The organism is Conexibacter sp. SYSU D00693 (genome assembly GCF_017084525.1).
Taxonomy (GTDB): Bacteria; Actinomycetota; Thermoleophilia; order Solirubrobacterales; family Solirubrobacteraceae; genus Baekduia.
In genome coordinates, this window is record NZ_CP070950.1 from 3,831,018 (window position 1) to 3,851,000 (window position 19,983).

The 19,983-nt window shown below is 74.0% G+C and carries 21 protein-coding genes; 18 read left to right on the forward strand and 3 right to left on the reverse strand.

The features are described from left to right. Positions 1-27: 27 nt before the first annotated feature. On the reverse strand, positions 28-1,407 hold the full coding sequence (locus JUB12_RS18980; RefSeq protein WP_205697008.1) for a calcium-binding protein: 1,380 nt from the start codon (positions 1,405-1,407) through the stop codon (positions 28-30). A gap of 131 nt (positions 1,408-1,538) precedes the next feature. Here JUB12_RS18980 and secY point away from each other — a divergent pair, with 131 nt between their 5' ends. From secY to rplQ, 9 genes are all read left to right on the forward strand, one after another. Continuing rightward, on the forward strand, positions 1,539-2,810 hold the full coding sequence (gene secY / locus JUB12_RS18985) for a preprotein translocase subunit SecY (protein ID WP_205697009.1): 1,272 nt from the start codon (positions 1,539-1,541) through the stop codon (positions 2,808-2,810). A 106-nt stretch (positions 2,811-2,916) separates the two neighbouring features. Next, the gene (locus tag JUB12_RS18990; protein ID WP_241004321.1) at positions 2,917-3,588 is read left to right on the forward strand and encodes an adenylate kinase; all 672 of its coding nucleotides are present in this window, start codon (positions 2,917-2,919) and stop codon (positions 3,586-3,588) included. Positions 3,589-3,598: 10 nt separating this feature from the next. Next, positions 3,599-4,384, forward strand: coding sequence for a type I methionyl aminopeptidase (map, locus tag JUB12_RS18995; protein WP_205697011.1), 786 nt, complete (start codon positions 3,599-3,601; stop codon positions 4,382-4,384). A gap of 161 nt (positions 4,385-4,545) precedes the next feature. After that, entirely contained in the window at positions 4,546-4,659 is a 114-nt protein-coding gene (rpmJ, locus tag JUB12_RS19000) for a 50S ribosomal protein L36 (RefSeq protein WP_081685960.1), read from the forward strand. A gap of 7 nt (positions 4,660-4,666) precedes the next feature. After that, positions 4,667-5,050 (forward strand): 30S ribosomal protein S13, encoded by a 384-nt coding sequence (gene rpsM / locus JUB12_RS19005; protein ID WP_205697012.1) that lies wholly within the window; start codon positions 4,667-4,669, stop codon positions 5,048-5,050. Continuing rightward, entirely contained in the window at positions 5,050-5,448 is a 399-nt protein-coding gene (rpsK, locus tag JUB12_RS19010) for a 30S ribosomal protein S11 (protein WP_205697013.1), read from the forward strand. The genes rpsM and rpsK overlap by 1 nt, the downstream gene beginning before the upstream one ends. Before the next feature lie 22 nt (positions 5,449-5,470). Beyond that, a complete protein-coding gene (gene rpsD / locus JUB12_RS19015; protein ID WP_205697014.1) occupies positions 5,471-6,091 on the forward strand; it encodes a 30S ribosomal protein S4 in 621 nt (206 codons plus the stop codon). Between the two features lie 111 nt (positions 6,092-6,202). Continuing rightward, the gene (locus JUB12_RS19020; protein ID WP_205697015.1) at positions 6,203-7,183 is read left to right on the forward strand and encodes a DNA-directed RNA polymerase subunit alpha; all 981 of its coding nucleotides are present in this window, start codon (positions 6,203-6,205) and stop codon (positions 7,181-7,183) included. Between the two features lie 31 nt (positions 7,184-7,214). Beyond that, positions 7,215-7,568, forward strand: coding sequence for a 50S ribosomal protein L17 (rplQ, locus tag JUB12_RS19025; RefSeq protein WP_205697016.1), 354 nt, complete (start codon positions 7,215-7,217; stop codon positions 7,566-7,568). Between the two features lie 354 nt (positions 7,569-7,922). Here the strand turns inward: rplQ and JUB12_RS19030 are convergent, their stop codons facing one another. Further along, on the reverse strand, positions 7,923-8,543 hold the full coding sequence (locus JUB12_RS19030) for a cupin domain-containing protein (RefSeq protein ID WP_205697017.1): 621 nt from the start codon (positions 8,541-8,543) through the stop codon (positions 7,923-7,925). A gap of 16 nt (positions 8,544-8,559) precedes the next feature. Here JUB12_RS19030 and JUB12_RS19035 point away from each other — a divergent pair, with 16 nt between their 5' ends. The 6 genes from JUB12_RS19035 to JUB12_RS19060 all read left to right on the forward strand — a co-directional run bounded on the left by JUB12_RS19035 (position 8,560) and on the right by JUB12_RS19060 (position 14,964). Continuing rightward, positions 8,560-8,910 carry a hypothetical protein gene (locus JUB12_RS19035; RefSeq protein WP_205697018.1) on the forward strand — a complete coding sequence of 117 codons (351 nt, stop codon included), beginning with the start codon at positions 8,560-8,562 and terminating at the stop codon, positions 8,908-8,910. Positions 8,911-8,928: 18 nt separating this feature from the next. Continuing rightward, positions 8,929-9,699 carry a tRNA pseudouridine(38-40) synthase TruA gene (gene truA / locus JUB12_RS19040; protein WP_205697019.1) on the forward strand — a complete coding sequence of 257 codons (771 nt, stop codon included), beginning with the start codon at positions 8,929-8,931 and terminating at the stop codon, positions 9,697-9,699. Between the two features lie 50 nt (positions 9,700-9,749). Beyond that, entirely contained in the window at positions 9,750-10,574 is an 825-nt protein-coding gene (gene surE, locus JUB12_RS19045; RefSeq protein ID WP_205697020.1) for a 5'/3'-nucleotidase SurE, read from the forward strand. A gap of 3 nt (positions 10,575-10,577) precedes the next feature. Then, on the forward strand, positions 10,578-12,650 hold the full coding sequence (gene ligA, locus JUB12_RS19050; RefSeq protein ID WP_205697021.1) for an NAD-dependent DNA ligase LigA: 2,073 nt from the start codon (positions 10,578-10,580) through the stop codon (positions 12,648-12,650). 98 nt (positions 12,651-12,748) lie between these two features. Beyond that, positions 12,749-13,702 carry a triacylglycerol lipase gene (locus JUB12_RS19055; RefSeq protein ID WP_205697022.1) on the forward strand — a complete coding sequence of 318 codons (954 nt, stop codon included), beginning with the start codon at positions 12,749-12,751 and terminating at the stop codon, positions 13,700-13,702. A 5-nt stretch (positions 13,703-13,707) separates the two neighbouring features. Continuing rightward, positions 13,708-14,964, forward strand: coding sequence for a triacylglycerol lipase (locus JUB12_RS19060; protein ID WP_205697023.1), 1,257 nt, complete (start codon positions 13,708-13,710; stop codon positions 14,962-14,964). Here JUB12_RS19060 and dacB read toward each other — a convergent pair. Further along, positions 14,961-16,184 (reverse strand): D-alanyl-D-alanine carboxypeptidase/D-alanyl-D-alanine-endopeptidase, encoded by a 1,224-nt coding sequence (gene dacB / locus JUB12_RS19065; protein ID WP_205697024.1) that lies wholly within the window; start codon positions 16,182-16,184, stop codon positions 14,961-14,963. The genes JUB12_RS19060 and dacB overlap by 4 nt on opposite strands. Positions 16,185-16,301: 117 nt before the next feature. Here dacB and JUB12_RS19070 point away from each other — a divergent pair, with 117 nt between their 5' ends. Genes JUB12_RS19070 through JUB12_RS19080 form a run of 3 tightly spaced genes read left to right on the forward strand, consistent with a single transcriptional unit; the run spans position 16,302 to position 19,980 of the window. Beyond that, positions 16,302-17,564: a patatin-like phospholipase family protein gene (locus tag JUB12_RS19070; protein WP_205697025.1), complete on the forward strand. Its 1,263-nt coding sequence runs from the start codon at positions 16,302-16,304 to the stop codon at positions 17,562-17,564. Beyond that, positions 17,564-18,766 (forward strand): hypothetical protein, encoded by a 1,203-nt coding sequence (locus JUB12_RS19075; RefSeq protein ID WP_205697026.1) that lies wholly within the window; start codon positions 17,564-17,566, stop codon positions 18,764-18,766. Before JUB12_RS19070 ends, JUB12_RS19075 begins: the two co-directional genes overlap by 1 nt. Next, positions 18,763-19,980, forward strand: a complete 1,218-nt coding sequence (locus JUB12_RS19080; protein WP_205697027.1) for a hypothetical protein — start codon at positions 18,763-18,765, stop codon at positions 19,978-19,980. Before JUB12_RS19075 ends, JUB12_RS19080 begins: the two co-directional genes overlap by 4 nt. Positions 19,981-19,983 lie beyond the last annotated feature (3 nt).

A 19,983-nucleotide genomic window follows, 5' to 3' on the forward strand; every position in this document is an offset into this window, starting at 1 on the left:
TGCGCAAGCGCCCGCGGAGGACCCGGCTCAGCGGCGGATGACCCGCTCGCACGACCCGTCGGTCCGGTCGTCCTTGTCCAGGTAGACCGTGTCGAGCCCGGCACCGCACGCGACGTGCGAGGCGCGGCGGGCGTAGACGTGGACGGTGTCGTTGCCCGGGCCGGCGTCCACGGTGTTCGGGCCGCGGCCGCGCAGGCGGATGACGTCGTCGCCGGGACCGCCGAAGACGCGGTTGGTCCCGGCGCCGCCCTGGAGGTAGTCGTCGCCGTCCTCGCCGAAGACGTCGTTGCGCCCGGGCGAGCCGTAGACGACGTCGTCGCCCGGGCCGCCCCAGAGGCGGTCGGTGGCCTTCGAGGCGTCGCCGTGGACGCGGTTGCCCCAGAGGACGTCGCGGCCGCCGCGGCCGCGGATGCGGTCCGGGCCGTGGCCCCCGAGCAGCGTGTCGTTGCGGCCGGTGCCGCCCTTCTTGGCGCCGCGTGACGGCGCCAGCCAGGTGATGCCCTTCTCGGGGTCGCGCGCGGCCGCGCGCGTGAAGACGATCCGCTCGCAGCCCTTCACGCGGCCACGACGGCGCAGCTGGCGGTCGCTGACGCCACCGCGCTGCCCGTGGGGGTCCAGGTGGACGACGTCCTTGCCCGGGCCGCAGTCCACGAGCAGGTCGCGGCCGCGGTCGTTGGCCCACACGACGTCGTCGCCCGGGCCGGCGAGGAGCTTGTCGGGCCCGGTGTCGCCGTAGACCTGGTCGTCGCCCGGGCCGCCCTGGACGACGTCGCCGCCCGTGCCGCCGTGCACGACGTCGGCCCCGGGGCCGCCGGCCACGCGGTCCTCGGCCGGGCCGGCGTTGAGGAAGTCGGTGCCGTTGGCGCCCTGGAGGCGGTCGTGGCCGAAGCCGCCGACGAGGACGTCCGCGCCGGTGCCGCCGAGCAGGACGTCGTCGCCCGAGGCGCCGTCGACCCAGTCGTCGCCGCCGCCGCCGAGCACGCGGTCCGCGCCCGTGTCGCCGTAGGCCTCGTCGTCGCCGCCGCGGGCCGAGACGAGGTCGGGACCCTCGAGGCCGCGCAGGTCGTCGCCGCGGGCGCTGCCGCGAACGCGGTCGGCGCCCGGGCCGCCGGTGCGCGAGCGCAGGGCGCGCTCGGGCGCGGGCGGCGCGGCGGGGGAGTCGGCCGACGACGGGTCGAAGCCCGGCGGCAGGCCGGGCGGCAGCGTGGTCGACGGCTGGGGCTGGCCCGGCGTCGCGGGCGCGGGCGGCGCGGCGGGAGAGGGGACCGGCGGCAGGTCGTCGGCGGGCAGGCCGACGGGCGACTCGGCCGGGGGCTGCACGCAGAGCACCGGGATGGGGCAGACGGGGCGCTGGGCCTGCGCGCCGCCGGGCAGCGCGAGGCCCGCCGCCACGGCGGCGGCCAGCACGAACGACGACGCTCCCCTTGCCGGCATCGCACCTCGGATCGGCGCGTCGCCCCGGCCGCTTGAGCGGCGCGCGATGCCGCTGGACGGCGGTGCGCGGGCGCGACGGGCTTCCGGCTACCCTTGGCCGTCGCATGCTGTCGACCATCCTCAGCGCCTTCACGGTGGGCGAGATCCGCAAGAAGCTCGCCTTCACCGCCCTGATCCTGGCCCTCTACCGGGTCGGCTCGCACATCCCCGTGCCGGGCGTGAACGTGGATGCGGTCAACGACATCCAGGAGCAGTTCGGCGGCGGCGGCGTGCTGCAGCTCCTCAACGTCTTCAGCGGCGGCGGCCTCGGCCGCATCGCGCTGTTCGCGCTGGGGATCATGCCCTACATCACGGCCTCGATCATCCTGCAGCTCCTGACGGTCGTCGTCCCGTCGCTGGAGAAGCTGCAGAAGGAGGGCGAGGTCGGCCAGCAGCGCATCACGCAGTACACGCGCTACCTCACCGTCGGCCTCGCGTTCGGCCAGGCCATCGGCTACGTCTTCCTCTTCCGCTCCTTCGAGGCCAACGCCGGCCAGCCGGTCATCGACGGCTTCGACGCCCCGACGGTCTTCCTCATCGTGACCTGCCTCACCGCCGGCACGGTGCTCCTGATGTGGATGGGCGAGCTGATCACCCAGCGGGGCATCGGCAACGGCATCTCGCTGATGATCTTCGCGTCGATCGTCAGCGGCCTGCCCAACGGCATCCAGGCGTGGTGGACCAACCCGGACCAGGTCTTCAAGGTGATGATGCCGTTCGTCGCCCTCGCGGTGATCGCGGCGGTGGTCTTCATCCAGGAGGGCCAGCGCCGCATCCCGGTCCAGTACGCCAAGCGCGTGATCGGCCGGCGCATGAGCGGCGGCGGCCAGACCTACCTGCCGCTGCGCGTGAACATGGCCGGCGTCATCCCGGTCATCTTCGCCGCGTCGATCATGGCCTTCCCGCCCACGATCGGCCAGCTCGTCACGTCGAACACGGCCAACGACCTCGCCGCGTTCTTCGACCCGCAGGACGCGCCCTACGTGATCGGCGAGGCGATCTTCATCATCCTCTTCACGTACTTCTACACCGCGGTGACGTTCAACCCGGTGGACCAGGCCGACAACCTGAAGAAGTACGGCGGCTTCATCCCGGGGGTGCGGCCGGGCCGCCCGACGGCGGAGTTCCTGGACCGCATCCTCGCCCGCCTGACCTTCCCGGGGGCGCTGTACCTCGCGGCCGTCGCGGCGCTGCCGACGATCCTGCTCGCCCAGACCTCGGCGAACTTCTTCTTCGGCGGGACGTCCCTGCTCATCGTCGTCGGCGTGGCGCTCGACACGATGAAGCAGCTCGAGGCGCAGCTCATGATGCGCAACTACGAGGGCTTCCTGAAGTAGCCGCCCGCGCGACGGATCGCCTACGATGCCGCCTTCCCCCGGGTCCCCCCGTCCCCGCCGCCGCTTCGAGCGGACCTCCCGCTCCTCCGGATCTCCCGTCGCCGTCGTGCCCTCCGAGCTCAACCTCATCCTCCTCGGCCCTCCCGGGGCCGGCAAGGGCACGCAGGCCGAGCGCCTGACGCAGGACTTCGACCTGCCCTACCTCTCGACGGGCAACATGCTCCGCGCCGCGGTCTCCGAGGGCACGGACCTCGGCAAGCAGGCCGAGCCGATCATGAACGAGGGCGGGCTCGTCCCGGACGAGATCATCATCGGCGTGACGCTCGAGGCGCTGGGCGAGGCCGACGACGGCTTCCTGCTCGACGGCTTCCCGCGCACGGTCGGCCAGGCCGAGGCGCTGACCAAGGCCCTGGAGGAGCGCGAGCGCAAGCTCACCGCCGCGCTGCTCATCGACGTCCCCGACGACGAGATCGTCCGCCGCCTCACGGGCCGGCGCACGTGCGCCAAGAACGGCCACGTCTACCACGTGGAGTTCGACCCGCCCAAGCACGAGGGCGTCTGCGACCAGGACGGCTCGAAGCTCGTCCAGCGCGACGACGACAAGCCCGAGACCGTGGAGAAGCGCCTCGTCGCCTACCACGACAAGACCGCCCCGCTCGTCGGGTGGTTCGAGGACCGCGGGCTCCTGCGGCGCTTCGACGGCACCCGGTCGCCCACCGAGGTCCACGACCACATCCGGGCGACCGTGGCCACGCTGCGCCTCGAGGACGAGCTCTAGCCTCGACGCCATGATCATCCGCAAGACGCCCGAGGAGATCGACCGCATGGCGGCGGCGGGCGCGATCCACGCGCGCTGCATGAAGCTCCTCGCGGGCAAGGTGCGCGAGGGCGTCACGACGGCGGAGCTCGACCTGGCGGCGGAGAAGTTCATCCGCTCGCAGGGCGCCGAGCCGTCGTTCAAGGGCTACCGCGGCTTCCCGGGCTCGATCTGCGTCTCGCCCAACTCCATGGTGGTCCACGGCATCCCGGGGCCCTACCGCCTGACGCGCGGGGACATCCTGTCCGTCGACATCGGCGTCACCTACGACGGCTGGGTCGCCGACGGCGCCTGCACGTTCCCGGTCGGGGAGGTCACGCCGGTCGCCGAGAAGCTCCTCGAGGTCACGCAGCGCTCGCTGTTCGCGGCCGTCGAGCAGTGCCGGGTCGGCAACCGGCTCGGCGACGTCTCGCACGCGGTCCAGGCCGTCGTCGAGGCCGAGGGGCTGAGCGTCGTGCGCTCGCTGGTCGGCCACGGCATCGGCCGCGACATGCACGAGGACCCGCAGATCCCGAACTACGGGGACCCGGGCCGCGGGCCGCTGCTCGAGGAGGGCATGGTCCTCGCCGTCGAGCCGATGACCACCGCGGGCCGGCACATGGTCCGGATGGGCGACGACGGCTGGGCGATCTACGCCCAGGACGGCTCGCTGGCCGCGCACTTCGAGTTCACGATCGCCGTGACCGCCGAGGGTCCCCGGATCCTCAACCCCTGGCACGAGCTGCTCGGCGTGGAAGCGCCCGCAGCGGCCGCCTGAGCGGCCGGCTCGGCGCGCAGACCGTTCGGGCGCGAGCTTGCTATCGTGGCGGGTCCGCGTGCCTGCGCGAGTCCGTGCGCGCACGCGCCCCCGGCTGGGGTAGCGGCAACCTCGCGGTTGCCAGAGCTCCAGGCGGGTCCGAACCAGCTTGGAAAGGGATCATGAAGGTACGACCGTCGGTCAAGCCGATGTGCGAGAAGTGCAAGATCATCCGCCGCCATGGCCGGGTGCTCGTGATCTGCCAGAACCCGCGCCACAAGCAGCGCCAGGGCTAGGTCCAGCATGGCTCGCATCGCCGGGGTCAACATCCCCCTGAACAAGCGCATCGAGATCGGCCTCACGTACGTGTACGGCATCGGCCGGTCGACCTCGAACCAGCTCCTCGCGGAGTGCGGCATCCACCCGGACACGAAGGTCCGGGACCTCACCGAGGACGAGGTGGGCAAGCTCCGCGACATGATCGACCGCGACGTCACCGTCGAGGGTGACCTGCGCCGTGAGCGCTCGCAGGCGATCAAGCGCCTCATCGAGATCCAGTGCTACCGCGGCCGCCGCCACCAGCGCGGCCTGCCGGTGCGCGGGCAGAAGACCAAGACGAACGCCCGCACGCGCAAGGGTCCCAAGCGCATGTCCGTGGCCGGCAAGAAGAAGGCAGGCAAGAAGTAGTGAGCCCCGCTCCCAAGCGCCCGCAGCGCGGCCGCCGCAAGCCGAAGAAGAACATCCCGGTCGGCCAGGCGCACATCAAGACGTCCTTCAACAACACGATCGTCTCCCTCACCGACCGTGAGGGCAACGTCATCGCGTGGGAGTCCGCCGGTGGCGCGGGCTTCAAGGGCTCCCGCAAGTCGACCCCCTTCGCTGCGCAGGTCACGGCCGACGCCGCCGCGCGCAAGGGCATCGAGCAGGGGCTCCAGAAGGTCGAGGTCTTCGTGAAGGGCCCGGGCTCGGGCCGCGAGACCGCCATCCGCTCGCTGCAGGCCGCGGGCCTCGAGGTCCTCGGCGTCCGCGACGTCACCCCGCAGGCCCACAACGGCTGCCGCCCGCGCAAGCGGCGCCGTGTCTGACCCCGCCGTCTGAGGAACTTCCATGGCTCGCAACACCGATGCCCAGTGCAAGCAGTGCCGTCGTGAGGGGCAGAAGCTCTTCCTGAAGGGCGAGCGCTGCCTCACCGACAAGTGCGGCGTCGAGCGCCGCGCGTACCCGCCGGGCGACCACGGCCGCGGCCGCCAGAAGCAGTCGGAGTACCGCGTCCAGCTGCGCGAGAAGCAGAAGGCCCGCCGCTACTACGGCGTGCTGGAGAAGCAGTTCCGCCGCTACTACGACAAGGCCAGCCGCCAGCCCGGCATCACGGGCGAGAACCTGCTCGGCCTGCTCGAGGCGCGCTTCGACAACGTCCTGGTCCGCCTCGGCTTCGCCGCGTCGCGCCGCCAGGCCCGCCAGATGATCCGCCACGGCCACTGGACGATCAACGGCCGTCGCGTCGACATCCCCAGCTACCAGGTGCGCGAGGGCGACGTCATCGCCGTCAAGGCGGAGACGCCCGTCGAGGCCGTCATCCGCGACGCCACGGAGCTGACCGCGTCCGTCCCGGCCTGGCTGCAGGCCGACCATGACGCGCTGACCGCGCGCGTGCTGCGCAAGCCCGAGCGTCGTGAGATCACGACGCCCGTGCAGGAGCAGCTCATCGTCGAGCTCTACTCCAAGTAGTCCCCGCCGCGCGCGCTGCCGCCCGCGTCGGGCGGCGCGCGGCGCGCGCTCGCTTGAGGACGGCGGCCTCCGCACCCACCCCGCCGACCACCCCCGAAGAACAGGACCCAGATGCTCGACTTCCAGATCCCCCGCATCACGGCTGAGTCCGTCGAGGAGAACCGCGGCTCGTTCGTCATCGAGCCCCTCGACCGCGGCTTCGGCTACACGTTCGGCAACTCCCTGCGCCGGGTGCTGCTGTCGTCGCTGGCCGGGGCGTCCGTCACGAGCGTCCGCATCGAGGGCGTCGCGCACGAGTTCTCGACGATCAACGGCGTCAAGGAGGACGTGACCGACATCGTCCTCAACCTCAAGGGCATCGTGTGCCGCATGCACTCGGACGCCACCGAGGTCGAGGCGCCGCTCGTCGTCACCGGCCCGGGTGAGATCACCGCCAAGGACGTCGACCTGCCCGCCGGCGTCGAGGTGCTCAACCCCGACGCGCACATCGCGACGCTCGAGAAGAAGACGAAGCTCGAGATGTACATGACGATCGGCCGCGGTCGTGGCTACCGCCCGGCGGAGGACAACAAGTCCCCCGACCAGCCGATCGGCGTCATCCCGATCGACTCGATCTTCTCGCCCGTGCGCCGCGTCGCCTACTCGGTCGAGCAGGCCCGCGTCGGCCAGCGCACCGACTACGACAAGCTCACGCTCGACATCGAGACCGACGGCTCGATCGACCCGCAGGCCGCGCTGCGCGAGGCCGCGGAGATCCTCATCTCGCAGCTGGCGATCTTCACCGACCCGGACCGCGTCGAGGAGCTCCGCGTGGGCGCCGGCGGTCCGTCGTCGCTCGAGGCGGGCGACGTCGTGGGCGTCAACGGCGCCGGCGGTGGCGCCGGCGGCCCGATGCACGACATCCTCATCGAGGAGCTCGAGCTCGGCGTCCGCTCCTACAACTGCCTCAAGCGCGCCGGCATCCAGACCGTCGGCGACCTCATCTCCAAGAGCGAGGGCGAGCTGGCCGCGATCCCGAACTTCGGCAAGAAGTCGATCGACGAGGTCATCGAGACCCTCCACGCGCGCGGCCTGGACCTGCGCGAGGACTAGGACCCTCAGGACTCCGGAAGGCCATAGGACGATGCGTCACCAGAAGACCCGCGGCAAGCTCAGCCGCGACGCCGCGCACCGCAAGGCGCTCATGCGCAACCTCTGCAAGGAGGTCATCGAGCACGAGCGGATCAAGACGACCGAGGCGAAGGCCAAGGCCGTCAAGCCCGAGCTCGAGCAGCTCATCACCCTCGCCAAGCGCGGCGACCTCCACGCCCGCCGGCAGGCCCTCAGCGCCCTGGGCCAGGACAAGTTCGCGGTGCACAAGCTCTTCGAGGAGGTCGCTCCGCGCTACGCCGAGCGCCCGGGCGGCTACACGCGCATCCTGAAGCTGGGACCGCGTCGGTCGGACTCGACCGAGATGGTCTTCCTCGAGCTCGTCTAGCGCGCGTCGCGCGTCAGTCTTCCTCCGGGGGCGGCCTTGATGGCCGCCCTCGGTCGTTCTGGGGTGGCGTTCCGCTCAGGCGGGCTGGGCGGGGCGGCACGGTCGCTGCCCGGCGGTGAGGGAGCGCAGGGACTGGCCGCGGCGTGGTTCGCGGGGCGGTCTGGTCGCCGGGCGCCGCTGACCCTGGACTCCACCGCCCTGCGCACCGTGACCCTGAAGTTGACCGCCTCATAGGCGGTCAACTCCAGGGTCACGAACGCCGCCTGCTGCCCCTGGACTGCGGGTGGCTGTCCCCTCCTCGGTCCCGAGAAGCGGACGCCCGCGCCACGACCCACAGCGCGAACGGCGCTCCGCTCAGGCCACGCGCGCCGCCACCGCCACGAGCGCCCCGTCAGCCGTCGCCCGCAGGGAGTGCGCCACGCCCGCCGGCACCCGCACGACCTCGCCGGCTCGCACGATCCGCTGCTGCACCGCCCCGAGCGTCATGTGCGCTGCCCCGGCCGTGACGGCGATGACCTCCTCGGTCTCGTGCGCATGCTCCTCGCCCTCGCTCGCGCCCGCGTCGAGCTGCAGGACGACGACCGTCACGCCCGCGCCGTGGTCGGCGCCGTCGAACACCCGCCCGGCACGTTCGCGGTCTGCCGGCAGGTCGGCCGCCGCGCGCACGCGCAGGTAGGTCCCGCGCTCCTGGAGCTCGTCCTCGACCGCGACCGCGTCGAACCACGCCTCCTGCGCGCTCGGCAGTCCCGCCGGCCGCGCCCGCAACGCCGCGAGCACGCCGGCGTCGTCGTGCTCGACCGCGAGGGCGTAGAGCTCGTCCTGCGCCACGCCCAGTCGCGCGAGGCACGTGTGGTCGACGGGACACCCGAACGTGAGCCCGTCGGCCTCACCGGCCGCCGTCAGCCGCGCCTTGTCGAGCATCCGCGGCAACCACGCGTAGCCTTCGAGCTCGGCGTCCATGGGTCGCGCCTCCATCCGCGACCATGCTCCCATGCCCCGCAGCGCCCGCGAGGAGGAGCTCGTCACCGCGGCCAAGGCCCGCCTCGACCGCCTGCGCCTCTTCCCCCGTCCTGTCGACGTCCGGCGCGTGCGGGTCAGGAGCACGCCGTGGCTCTTCGGCCTTCCGTGGTTCCGGCGCTTCCGCGGCTACGCGATCGGACCGCTGGTGCTCGTGAGGATGCCGATGGCCGACGTGCCCGAGGACCTCGTCGTCCACGAGCTGTGCCACGTCTGGCAGTTCCAGCACCGGCCGCTGCGGATGTGGACGTCCTACCTGTGGCAGGGCTACCGCGACAACGAGCACGAGGTGCAGGCGCGCGCGGCGGTGAGCGAGACGCGCTAGCCGTACGCTCCGCGGCCGATGGCGACGACGCGCCTCACCCTCGCCTACGACGGGACCGCGTTCGCGGGCTGGGCCCGGCAGCCCGGCGGGCAGCGGACGGTGCAGGGGGTCGTCGAGGAGGCGCTCGCGGTGCTGCACCGCGGGGAGCCGACGCCGCTGACCGTCGCGGGACGGACGGACGCCGGCGTGCACGCGTGGGAGCAGGTGGCCTCCTACACCGGCGAGCCGGTGCGGCTGCGCAGCCTGAACGCGCTGCTGCCGGGCGACGTCGCGGCGCTCGCCTGCGAGCCGGCACCCGACGGCTTCGACGCGCGGCGGTGGGCGACCTCGCGGCGCTACTGCTACCGCGTCCTCGCGCGCGAGGCCCCCGACCCGTTCCGCCGCACGACGACGCTGCACTGGCGCCACGGCGTCGACCTCGAGGCGCTGCAGGCCTGTGCGACGGCGCTCGCCGGGACGCACGACTTCACCGCCTTCACCCCGACCGACACCGAGCACGTGCGCTTCACGCGCGACGTCCTCGCGGCCTCCTGGACGCGCACCGCCGACGACGTCCTCGAGTTCCGCATCGAGGCCGACGCCTTCATGCGCCAGATGAACCGGATCCTCGTCGGGACCATGCTCCAGGTCGGCGGCGGCCGGCGCTCGCTTGGGGAGTTCGTCGCGCTGCTGGGCGGGGCCCACCGGCGCGAGGCGGGACCCACGGCGCCGCCGCACGGGCTGGCGCTGGCGGGCGTGTCCCACGGCGACGGGCCGACGCCGTGGAAGGACTCCGTGCCAACTCTGTGACAGCTCCGGGCGCGCTCGCGGAGGCGTCGTAGGGTAGGTCCCGAGCACAGATGCGGGTCCTCCTCACGAACGACGACGGCATCGAGGCCGAGGGCCTCCAGACCCTGCGCGCGGCGCTGCAGGAGGTCGACGGGATCGACCTCGTCACGATCGCGCCCGACGGCAACCGGTCGGCGATCGGGCGCGGCATCACCACGCGCCGCCCGCTCATGGTCGAGCGCGTCGACCTCGGTGACGACGGCTCCACGCCGGCCTTCTCGTGCGACGGCACGCCCGTCGACTGCGTCCGCCTCGCGTCGCTGGGCCTCGTCGAGGGTTGGGCGCCCGACCTGGTCGTCGCCGGCATCAACCACGGCGCCAACCTCGGCGACGACGTGACGTACTCGGGGACCGTCGCGGCCGCGATGGAGGGCCTCGTGCTGGGGCTGCCGGCGATCGCCGTCTCCCAGCAGTCGCTCAAGCGCGAGATGGACTTCCGGCTCGGCGTCGAGTTCTCCTTCGGGCAGGCCGCGCGCTTCACGGCCCGGCTGGTCGAGGAGCTCGAGGACGTCCCCCTGCCGCCCTCGACGCTGCTCAACGTCAACGTCCCCGCGGGCGATGCCGAGGGCGTCGAGGTCTGCCGCCTGGGCAAGCGGATCTACCGCGACCGCCTCGAGGACACGGGCGAGGGCGAGGGCGCCCGGCGCACGTTGTGGATCTACGGCTCCGACCCGGGCTTCGAGGACGAGCCGGGGACCGACCTCGCGGCGGTCCATGCGGGGCGCATCTCCGTCACCCCGGTCCACCTCGACCTGACCCAGCACGACGGCATCGGCCCGCTGTCGATGGCCGAGCTCGGCCGCCTCGTCGCGCCCGCGGCCGAGGAGGTGGAGTAGCCGGTGGCGGCGACCGACGCCGCCACCCGCGCCGAGGAGCTGCGCGCGCAGATCCGCCACCACGAGCACCAGTACTACGTCCTCGACGACCCGGAGATCGGCGACGACGCGTTCGACGCGCTCATGGAGGAGCTGCGGCGCATCGAGGCCGAGCACCCGGAGCTCGTCACGCCCGACTCGCCGACCCAGCGCGTCGGCGGCGAGCCGGTCGGCGCGCTGGAGAAGGTCAGGCACCTGCAGCCGATGCTCTCCCTGGCCAACGCGCGCAGCGAGGACGAGCTGCGCGCGTGGGTGGGGCGGATGCGCAACCACCTGGCGCGCGAGGGGATCGAGGACCCGGCGTTCACCTTCGTCTGCGAGCCGAAGATCGACGGCCTGGCGATGTCGCTGCTCTATCGCGACGGCGTGCTCGAGCGGGGCGCCACGCGCGGCAACGGCGAGGTCGGCGAGGACGTCACCCACAACCTGCGCACGATGCGCGCGATCCCGCTGCGCCTCGAGGGCGGCGACGTCCCCGCGCTCGTCGAGGTCCGCGGCGAGGTCTACATGTCGCTGCCGGACTTCACCGCGCTCAACGAGCGTCGCGCCGCCCAGGGCCTGTCGACGTTCATGAACCCGCGCAACAGCGCCGCGGGGACGATCCGCCAGCTCGACCCGGCGCTGGCGGCGCAGCGGCCGCTGTCGTTCTGGGCCTACGGCATCGGCGCGCGCGAGGGCCTGGACCTCGAACGCCACTCCGAGGCGCTGGAGTGGCTGCGCGAGCACGGCTTCCCGGTGAACCCGGACATCGCGGTCGTCGACGGTGAGGACGACGCGGTCGCGCAGTGCCGCGCGTGGGAGGAGCGCCGCGGGGCGCTGGACTTCGAGATCGACGGCGTCGTCGTGAAGGTCGACGACTACGAGCTGCAGCGGCGCCTGGGCGTCGTGGGGCGCGACCCGCGCTGGGCGATCGCCTGGAAGTTCCCGCCGACGACGGCGGTGACGCGCCTCACGTCGATCATGTGGAACGTCGGCAAGTTCGGCGACCTGCACCCGTTCGCCAACCTCGAGCCCGTCCACGTCGGCGGCGTCACGGTGAAGCTCGCGACGCTGCACAACGAGGAGGACCTCGCGCGCAAGGACCTGCGCGAGGGCGACGACGTCATCGTCCTGCGCGCGGGCGACGTGATCCCGCAGGTGCTGTCGCCGGCGCCTCACGCCGCCGAGCGCGAGGGCCGGGCCGACCCACCCCGCCCGCCCGCGCGCTGCCCGTCGTGCGACACGCCGACGGTCAAGCCCGAGGGAGCCGTCTTCACGCGCTGCCCGAACCGCGCGTGCCCGGCGCGCCAGTGGCAGCTGCTCAAGCACTTCGTCTCGCAGGGCGCCATGGACGTCGACGGCCTCGGCGAGAAGCAGGTGTGGATGCTCCAGCAGGCCGGCCTGGTCAGGACGGCGGCGGACTTCTACCGGCTGACCCCCGAGCGCCTGCAGGAGCTCGAGGGCGTCGGGGCGATCAGCGCCCGGCGGATGGTCGACTCGATCGAGCGCTCGAAGGCCCGGCCCTTCGGGCGGGTGCTCTTCGCCATCGGCCTCGAGGAGGTCGGGTTCGTCACCGGCCGCAACCTCGCCCAGCACTTCCGCACGATCGACGCGCTGCTGGACGCCCCGCCCGAGGAGATCGCGGGGACGCCCGGCATCGGCCCCAAGATGGCCCAGGTCATCCACGACCAGCTGGCCGACGAGCAGCTGCGCGCGCTCGTCGCCGACCTGCGCGAGCAGGGCCTGAGCTTCGAGGTCGAGGGCCCGCCGCCGGGGGAGGGGCCGCTGGCCGGCAGGACGTACGTGCTCACCGGGACGCTGCCCGACCTCACGCGGGAGGACGCCACGGAGCGGATCGTCGCCGCGGGCGGCCGGGTCACCGGCTCGGTCTCGGGCAAGACGGACGTCGTCGTGGCCGGTGACTCGCCCGGCGCCTCGAAGCTCACGAAGGCCGAGCGCCTCGGGATCCCCGTCATCGACGAAGCGGCGCTGCTCGAGCAGCTCGGCGACGCGCCGGCGCCCACCCCGGCCGAGCCGCCGCCGCGACGCGGGCGCTGAGCGCGGCGGACGCGGGCCATCAGGCGCGGGCGCGCGGATGCCGAGGAACGTGACGTGAAGCGCGACGAGGACCGCGCGGGCGCCGGTAGGTTGGACGCATGAGGTGGGGAGCTCTCTTCGCGTCCCTCGTCGCGACGCTGCTGGTCGCGCTCGCGGTGGCGCCCGCGGCGAACGCCGCGTCGGTGACGGGCCTGCGCTGCGACTCGGGCCTGGCGAACGGCAAGACGCCGCTCCTCCTCGTCCACGGCACGAACACCGACGCCGGCGTCAGCTGGTCCTGGGGCTACGCGCGCGTGCTGCGCAACGACGGCCACGGCATCTGCACGATCGACCTCCCGCGCCGCGCCCTGGGCGACGTCCAGACGTCCCTCAAGCGCGTCGAGCAGGCGCTGCGCGAGGTCATCCGCCGGGCGAGGGGCCGGAAGGTCTCGCTCATCGGCCACAGCCAGGGCGCCTTCCACGCCGCGGCCGTCCTGCGCACCGCGCCGAGCCTCGCCAAGCGCGTCGACGACGTCATCGGCCTGGGCGGCGGCTACACGCGCGGGTCCGACGGCGTCGCCGCCGCGTGCGCCAACGGCTGCGAGCCGGCGCTGCTGCAGCTCGCTGCGGGCTCGAACTTCACCAGGGCCCTCAAGCGGCTGCCGATGCCCTCGGGCTCACGCATCACCGCGATCGGCTCGACGGCCGACGCGACGGTCACGCCGCAGCCGGCGGTCAACCGGCCCCCCTCGGGCCGCGGCACGTCGATCGAGATCCAGGACGTCTGCCCCGGCCGGAAGTTCTTCTACGGCTTCGACCACATCTCGCTCATCGGCGACGCCGTCGCCTTCGCGCTGGCCAAGGACGCGCTGGACCACCGCGGTGTCGCCCGGGCCGGCCGGATCGACCGCGGCGTCTGCGGGCAGGTGCTCATGCCGGGCGCCGACTTCCCCACGTTCATGCGCAGCTTCCGCGAGTTCTCGCAGGCCAAGGCGCCCGAGAGCGTCGTCACGACGCGCGAGCCGGCGCTGCGCTGCCCGTTCAAGGCCGGCTGCAAGCGCCCGCGTCGCTGACGCGGGTGCGACGCCGGAGCCTCGCTCTCGCCGCGGCTGCGCTGGCCGGCCTCGCCGCCTGCGCCCCGCGCGCCCACGCGGCCGACGCGCTCGTCTGCGACGCCGGCGTGGCGAGCCGGCCCGCGACCCCGCTCCTGCTCGTCCACGGCACGAACGTGGACTCGCGGACGAACTGGTCGTGGGGCTTCGCCAAGGCGCTTCGCGAGCGCGGCCACGGCATCTGCACCGTCGACCTGCCGCAGCGCGGGACGGTCGACGTCCAGGACTCCATGCCGGTCGTCAACGCCGCCCTGCGCGAGGTCATCGCTCGGGCGGGCGGGCGCAAGGTGTCGTTGATCGGCCACAGCCAGGGCGGCTTCCACGTCGTCGCGGCGCTGCGCCTCGCGCCGGAGCTCGCGCCGCAGGTCGACGACGTCGTCGGGCTCGCAGGGCTCTACGACGAGGGCTCCACGGGCCTCGGCCACCGCTGCGACGACGGATGCCAGACGTCGCTCGTGCAGTTCGGCAAGGGCTCCCGGTTCATGGCGGCGATGCGGCGCTTCGCGTTCCCCGACGGGCCGGACGTGACGGCGATCGGGACGCTGCCGGACTCGACCGTCGCGCCGCAGCCCGCGGTGAACGAGCTGCCGCCGGGCGCCGGACGCTCGATGCAGATCCAGGACGTGTGCCCCGGCCGGGCCTTCGTCGACGGCCTCGACCACATCTTCCTCGCCGCCGACGCCGTGTCGTTCGCCCTCACCGCGGACGCGCTGGGCCATCCGGGTCCGGCCGACCCAGCGCGCATCCCGCGCTCGACCTGCTCCCAGCTCGTCTTCCCGCAGGCGGACCTCCTCGGGCTGGTGGGCATCGCGCCGGACGCGCTCGGCGCGACGGCGACGACGGGCTCCGGGACCCGTGAGGAGCCGCCGCTGCGCTGCCCGGTCGCGCCGGAGTGCGCCGCCGGCCCGGCCCACCCGGCCGCGAAGGCCACGGCCCGGATCACCTCGAGGCGCTGGCGTCCCGGCGGAGGCGTCGCGGTCCGCGTCGCCCTGCCCGCCGCGGGCCGGGTGCGCCTCGCCTTCCGGGACGGCGCGGTCACGCCGTCGGTCGCGGCCCGGGCGGGCCGACGGACGGTGCGCGTCCCGCTGCGGCGGTGCGCGCAGGCCGGCCGCCGCTGCGCCGCCGTGCGCGCGGCGCACCGGCTGACGGTGACGGTCCAGGTCCGTGTCGGCCGCGAGGCCTTCCGCGCCGCGGGCCGCCCCGCCGTGCTGCGCCGCGGCTAGCCGTCGAAGTTCGCGATGACGCGGACCATCCGGTCCTCGACGCGCTTGGCGCCCGTCGGCCACACGCCGTTCGAGAGGAACGAGAAGGCCACGAGGCCGCCGTCGCGCGAGGTGCAGTAGCCCGAGAGGGCGCTGACCCCGTTGATCGTCCCGGTCTTGCCGCGACAGGACCGCGCGGCCTGCGTGCCGCGCAGGCGCTTGGCCAGCGTCCCGGTCTGGCCGAAGCGCGCCAGCGACGCGTCCCACGCGCCCGCGATCTCCTGGCCGGCCATGCGGTCGAGCAGCCGGACGAGCTGGCGCGGCGTGACGCGGTTGGCCCGCGAGAGCCCCGAGCCGTCGGCGAGCCTCGGGTGGATCCCGAAGCTCGCGAGCTGCGCGCGGACGACGGCCAGGCCGGCGCCCGTGGTCCCCGCGTCGCCGAAGCGCGCGCCCAGGCCCTTGAGCAGCGTCTCGGCGTAGAAGTTGTCCGACGGCTGGTTCGTGATCGCCGCGAGCTGGCGGATCGGGGGCGACGGGACGCTGGCCACCTGCGTCCCGGGCAGGTCGCCCAGGGAGCCGGCGCGGCCCTTGCGCCCGACCTTGATCCCCGCCTGCTTGAGGAAGAGCTGCAGCCGGTTGGCGGCCACGACCGCCGGGTTGCCGCCGGGGTAGGCGCGGCCGTGGCCCCAGGCCAGCGCGCTGAGCCAGCCGCCCATGTCGCGGTCGGCGGCGAAGCCGGTCCGCGGGCCGCCGCGGCGCGCGTCGAAGAGCGTCTCGTCGCCCACGACGCCCCCCGTGATCCGCTGCACGCCGGCATCGCGCAGCTGCTGGGCCAGCCCGCGCAGGTCGCGGTCGTCGAGCGAGGGGTCGCCGGCGCCGACGAGGAAGACGTCGGAGCGCAGGACGCCCTCGTCGTCCACGGCCACGCCCTCGGGGACGTGGAGCGTCGTGTCGAGCGTCGCGTTCGGGCCGAAGCGCAGCAGCGCGGCCGCGGTGGTGAAGAGCTTCTCGTTGGACGCCGGGATCCGGGCGACGTCCTCGCGGCGGCGGAACAGCACCTCGTCGCCGGCGTCGTCGAGGTCGACGACGTAGGCGCCGGAGGCGCCGCCGAGGCCCGGGGCGAGCTGGGCCAGGCGCTGGCGCACGGCGTCGGCGCTGAGCGCGGCGGCGGGGGAGGGCGCGGCAGCGGCGAGCGCCGCGGCGCTCAGCGCGGCGCACGCGAGGCGGTGGCGGAGCGGCATCGCGGGCACTGCAGGCTACGGACACCGCCGGCGCCGCCGAGCCGCTGCGCGGCCCCTGATCATGTCCGGACGCGGACGGCGCGAGGCGGCAGGGCCCGCGGGTACGCTTGGCCGAGGATGGGGAACGTCGTCACGCTCGACGGGGGCAAGCAGCCGCGCCAGACCGGGCAGCGCAAGCGCCGCCGGCGGCGCTCGAAGACGGCGCTCGTGCTCGGCGGCGGCGGGTTCACCGGCGGCGTCTACGAGATCGGCGCGCTGCGGGCGCTCGACCTGCTGTCGGTCAACCGGACCGTCAACCAGTTCGACGTCTACGTCGGCACCTCCGCCGGCTCGTTCGTCGCGGCGCTCACCGCCAACGGCGTGACGCCCGAGGAGATGATGCGCGTCGTCAACCAGCAGGTGCCGACGCCGTTTCGCGACATCGACCTCGGCCAGCTCCTGCGGCCCAACCTCCTCGAGTACGCCAAGCGCGGCGCCCTGCTGCCGTGGCAGTTCGTCAAGGTGGCGCGCGAGCTGCTGCCCCACTGGACGCAGACCTCGCTCATGGACTGGGTGCTCGGGATGGCCGAGGGGATGCCCGCCGGCGTCTACTCCGGGGCCGGGATCGAGGGCTACGTCCGCACCGTCCTCAGCGACCCGGACCGCAGCGACGACTTCCGCGAGCTCGAGGGCGAGCTCTACCTCGCGGCGACCGACCTCGACACGTGCGAGCGCATCGTCTTCGGCGCCCAGGGCTGGGACGACGTCCCGATCTCGACCGCCGTGCGCGCGTCGACCGCCCTGCCGATGGTCTACGAGCCCGCGAAGGTCAAGGAGCGCGAGCTCGTCGACGGCGGCATCGTCTCCACCACGAACCTCGACATCGCGGTCGAGGCCGGCGCGAAGTTCGTGGTCGTCGTCAACCCGCTCGTCCCGTACGTCAACGACTTCACCCACCAGGTCGGCAGCCTGCTCGGCTCGCGGCCGCGCCACGTCAGCGACATGGGCCTGCCGCAGATCGGCTACCAGGCCTTCAAGCTCCTCGCCTACCAGCGCCTGCACGAGATGGCCAAGCAGTGGGAGGACCGCTACCCGGGCGTCGACATCCTGCTGATCGAGCCCGAGCCCGACGACGAGCTGATGTTCCAGACGTCGATCATGAACTTCACGAGCCGCGTCGACATCGCCCGCCACGGCTTCGAGTCGGTCACCCAGAAGCTCGCGACCGACTACGAGCGCTACCGCGCGATCACCGAGCGCCACGGCATCGAGATCTCCGCGACGCGCGTGCGCAAGGTCGTCAAGCACTTCGGCGCCGAGGAGCAGCGCCCGCGGGCGTGGCGCAAGATCCTCGAGCAGACGACGGGCACACTGCTGCGCCAGTCGGGGTCGGGGACCTAGTGCGCCGCGCGGTCGTCGCGGCGCTCGCCGTCCTGCTCACGCTCGTGGTGGCGGCGCCCGCGGCCGCCCAGTCGCCGACGGCCATCACCCTCCAGCCGGAGTCGGTGACCGACAGCAGCGCCAGGCTGCGCGCGACGGTGGGCGCCGCAGACGCCGGCGCGACCGCGAGGTTCGAGTACGGCCTGCCCGGCGCGTTCGACAAGTCGCTCGGCGTGGTCAGCGGTGCGACCGGGGCCCCGCGGACGGTGTCGGTGTTCGTCAACGACCTCGCGCCGGCGACGACGTACGAGTACCGGATCGCCGTGACCGACGACGACGAGACCGCCCGCGGTGCCACCGTGAGCTTCACGACCTCCGCCGGGAAGCGGCCGGAGGTCGACGTCAGGACCGCCGAGGCCGTCTCGGCCACGACCATCGGCGTCCTGGCGCACGTCGACCCGCACGTCACCAGGACGAGGCTCTGGGTCGAGCACGGCCCGACGCCCGCGCTCGGGCAGCGAACGGCGGAGGTGGAGGTGCCCGCCGGCGCCCAAGGCACCCGGACGTTCGCGATCGGCGACCTCCAGCCGGCGACGACGACCTACCTGGAGGTGGTGGCCACCAACGCGGCGGGCGAGACCCGCAGCGGCGTGCGCGCCGTCGCGACCCGTCCCGAGCTCGCCAGCGTCCGCCACCTCGTGTCCGACGCGGTGAGCTACGGGTCGCGAGCCCGGGTGACCGCCCAGCTCGGCGGGCGAGGGCTCGGCGGCCTGCCCGTGCTGCTGCAGACCTTCGACGGTGGCACCTGGAAGGACCTCGGCGCCGGGACCGTCGACGCCCAGGGGCGCTGGAGGTTCGTCACCCCACGCGTCACGGCGCCGCTGTTCCTGCGCGTCGCAGCGAAGGCGCTTCCGCCGCTGACGTCGCAACCGCGCACGCTCGGCGTCCGCCCGCGCGTCGCATCGACGGTCCGCACAGCCGGTCGTCGCCGTGCGGTCGTCCAGGCGACCATCACGCCGCAGCAACGCGGTCAGCGCGCGGCATTGCAACGCCTCGTGGGCGCCCGCTGGACGACGGTCGCGCGCAAGGCCGTCGCCGGTGGCCGTGCGCGGTTCGCCGTGGCACGCGGCACGCGCCGCGCGGTCGTGCGCATCGTCGTGACGCCGACGGCTCGCGGCTGGGTGACCGCGCACGGCGCCCGCCGCGTCGTCGCGGCCCAGTGACGCGCTTCCGGCTGGCGCTGGCGACGTTCGTCGCCGCGGCGGCGCCGGCCGCGAACGCCCAGGCCGCCGGCCCGGCGGTCGTCACCCAGCCCGTCGAGGAGGTGCGGTCGTCGAGCGTCCGGGTGGTCGCGGCGGTCGACCACGGGGGCCTGCCGACCACCGTGCAGGTCGAGCACGGGGTGCCCGGGGCGTTCGACCGCACGACGCCGGCGCAGACCGTCGAGCCGGTCGGCGACGGCTCCGCTGGCGAGGTCGTGGTGTTCACGGTCAGCGGCCTCGCGCCCGCCACGGCCTACGAGGCGCGCGTGGTCGCGACGAACGCCGACGGGACGGCGAGCGGGGCGCCCGTCGCCTACACGACGGCCGCCGGCGAGCCGCCGGCGCTCAGCCTGCGCGCCGGGGCGCCGGTCGCGCCGAAGAGCGCCGCGGTCGTCGCGACGCTCGACCCCCGAGGCCAGACGACGCGATGGTGGGTGGAGCACGGGCCAACGGCGCGGCTGGGCAGCCGCACCGCCGCGGGCGAGGTCTCCGGATCGGGCGCCAACGAGACGCTCACCGCGCGCCTCGACGGGCTCCAGCCCGGCAAGGCGGTCTTCTTCGCCGTGGTGGCGGTGAACGCCACGGGCGAGACGCGCACGCCGGTGCGGTCCTTCGCGCAGCCTCCGGGGATCAGCCGCCTCCACACGCTCGCGCCCGACGCCGTGGCCTACGGCGGCCGGGCGACCGTCACGACCGTCGTCTCCGCCCTGGCGCCCGGCGGCCTCGAGGTCCTGCTGCAGCGCTTCGAGGGCGCCGCCTGGGGGCGCCTGGCCGCCGTCACCACGGACGCTGCGGGCCGCGCGACGTTCCGCACGGGACCGCTCGTCCGACCGCTGGTCCTGCACGCCACCGTCGACGCCGTCCCGCCCTTCGTCTCGCCGGCGCGGGTGGTGCAGGTCCGTCCCCGGGTCGCGCTGCGGGCGCGCGCCGTCGGCCGTCGTCGGGTGCGCCTCGACGCGACCGTCACGCCGGCGCAAGAGGGCCAGCGTGCCCACGTGCAGCGGCTCGTCGGGCGGCGCTGGGTCGACCTCGGTCGCAAGGAGGTCCGCGCCGGCCGGGTGCGGTTCGTCGTCGGCCGTGCCGCGCGCCGGCGGGTGCTGCGCGTCACGGTCGTGTCGTCGCAGCTGGGGTGGGCGACGGGCGCCAGCCCCCGGCGGACCGTCGCCGGCGGCTAGGCC

Coding starts and splice junctions, on each gene's coding strand:
- dacB (WP_205697024.1), bottom strand. CDS start 16,184: ATGCCGCTCCGCCACCGCCTCGCGTGCGCCGCGCTGAGCGCCGCGGCG.
- secY (WP_205697009.1), top strand. CDS start 1,539: ATGCTGTCGACCATCCTCAGCGCCTTCACGGTGGGCGAGATCCGCAAG.
- rplQ (WP_205697016.1), top strand. CDS start 7,215: ATGCGTCACCAGAAGACCCGCGGCAAGCTCAGCCGCGACGCCGCGCAC.
- JUB12_RS19020 (WP_205697015.1), top strand. CDS start 6,203: ATGCTCGACTTCCAGATCCCCCGCATCACGGCTGAGTCCGTCGAGGAG.
- rpsM (WP_205697012.1), top strand. CDS start 4,667: ATGGCTCGCATCGCCGGGGTCAACATCCCCCTGAACAAGCGCATCGAG.
- surE (WP_205697020.1), top strand. CDS start 9,750: ATGCGGGTCCTCCTCACGAACGACGACGGCATCGAGGCCGAGGGCCTC.
- JUB12_RS19035 (WP_205697018.1), top strand. CDS start 8,560: ATGCCCCGCAGCGCCCGCGAGGAGGAGCTCGTCACCGCGGCCAAGGCC.
- rpmJ (WP_081685960.1), top strand. CDS start 4,546: ATGAAGGTACGACCGTCGGTCAAGCCGATGTGCGAGAAGTGCAAGATC.
- JUB12_RS19055 (WP_205697022.1), top strand. CDS start 12,749: ATGAGGTGGGGAGCTCTCTTCGCGTCCCTCGTCGCGACGCTGCTGGTC.
- truA (WP_205697019.1), top strand. CDS start 8,929: ATGGCGACGACGCGCCTCACCCTCGCCTACGACGGGACCGCGTTCGCG.
- rpsD (WP_205697014.1), top strand. CDS start 5,471: ATGGCTCGCAACACCGATGCCCAGTGCAAGCAGTGCCGTCGTGAGGGG.
- JUB12_RS19030 (WP_205697017.1), bottom strand. CDS start 8,543: ATGGAGGCGCGACCCATGGACGCCGAGCTCGAAGGCTACGCGTGGTTG.
- map (WP_205697011.1), top strand. CDS start 3,599: ATGATCATCCGCAAGACGCCCGAGGAGATCGACCGCATGGCGGCGGCG.
- JUB12_RS19070 (WP_205697025.1), top strand. CDS start 16,302: ATGGGGAACGTCGTCACGCTCGACGGGGGCAAGCAGCCGCGCCAGACC.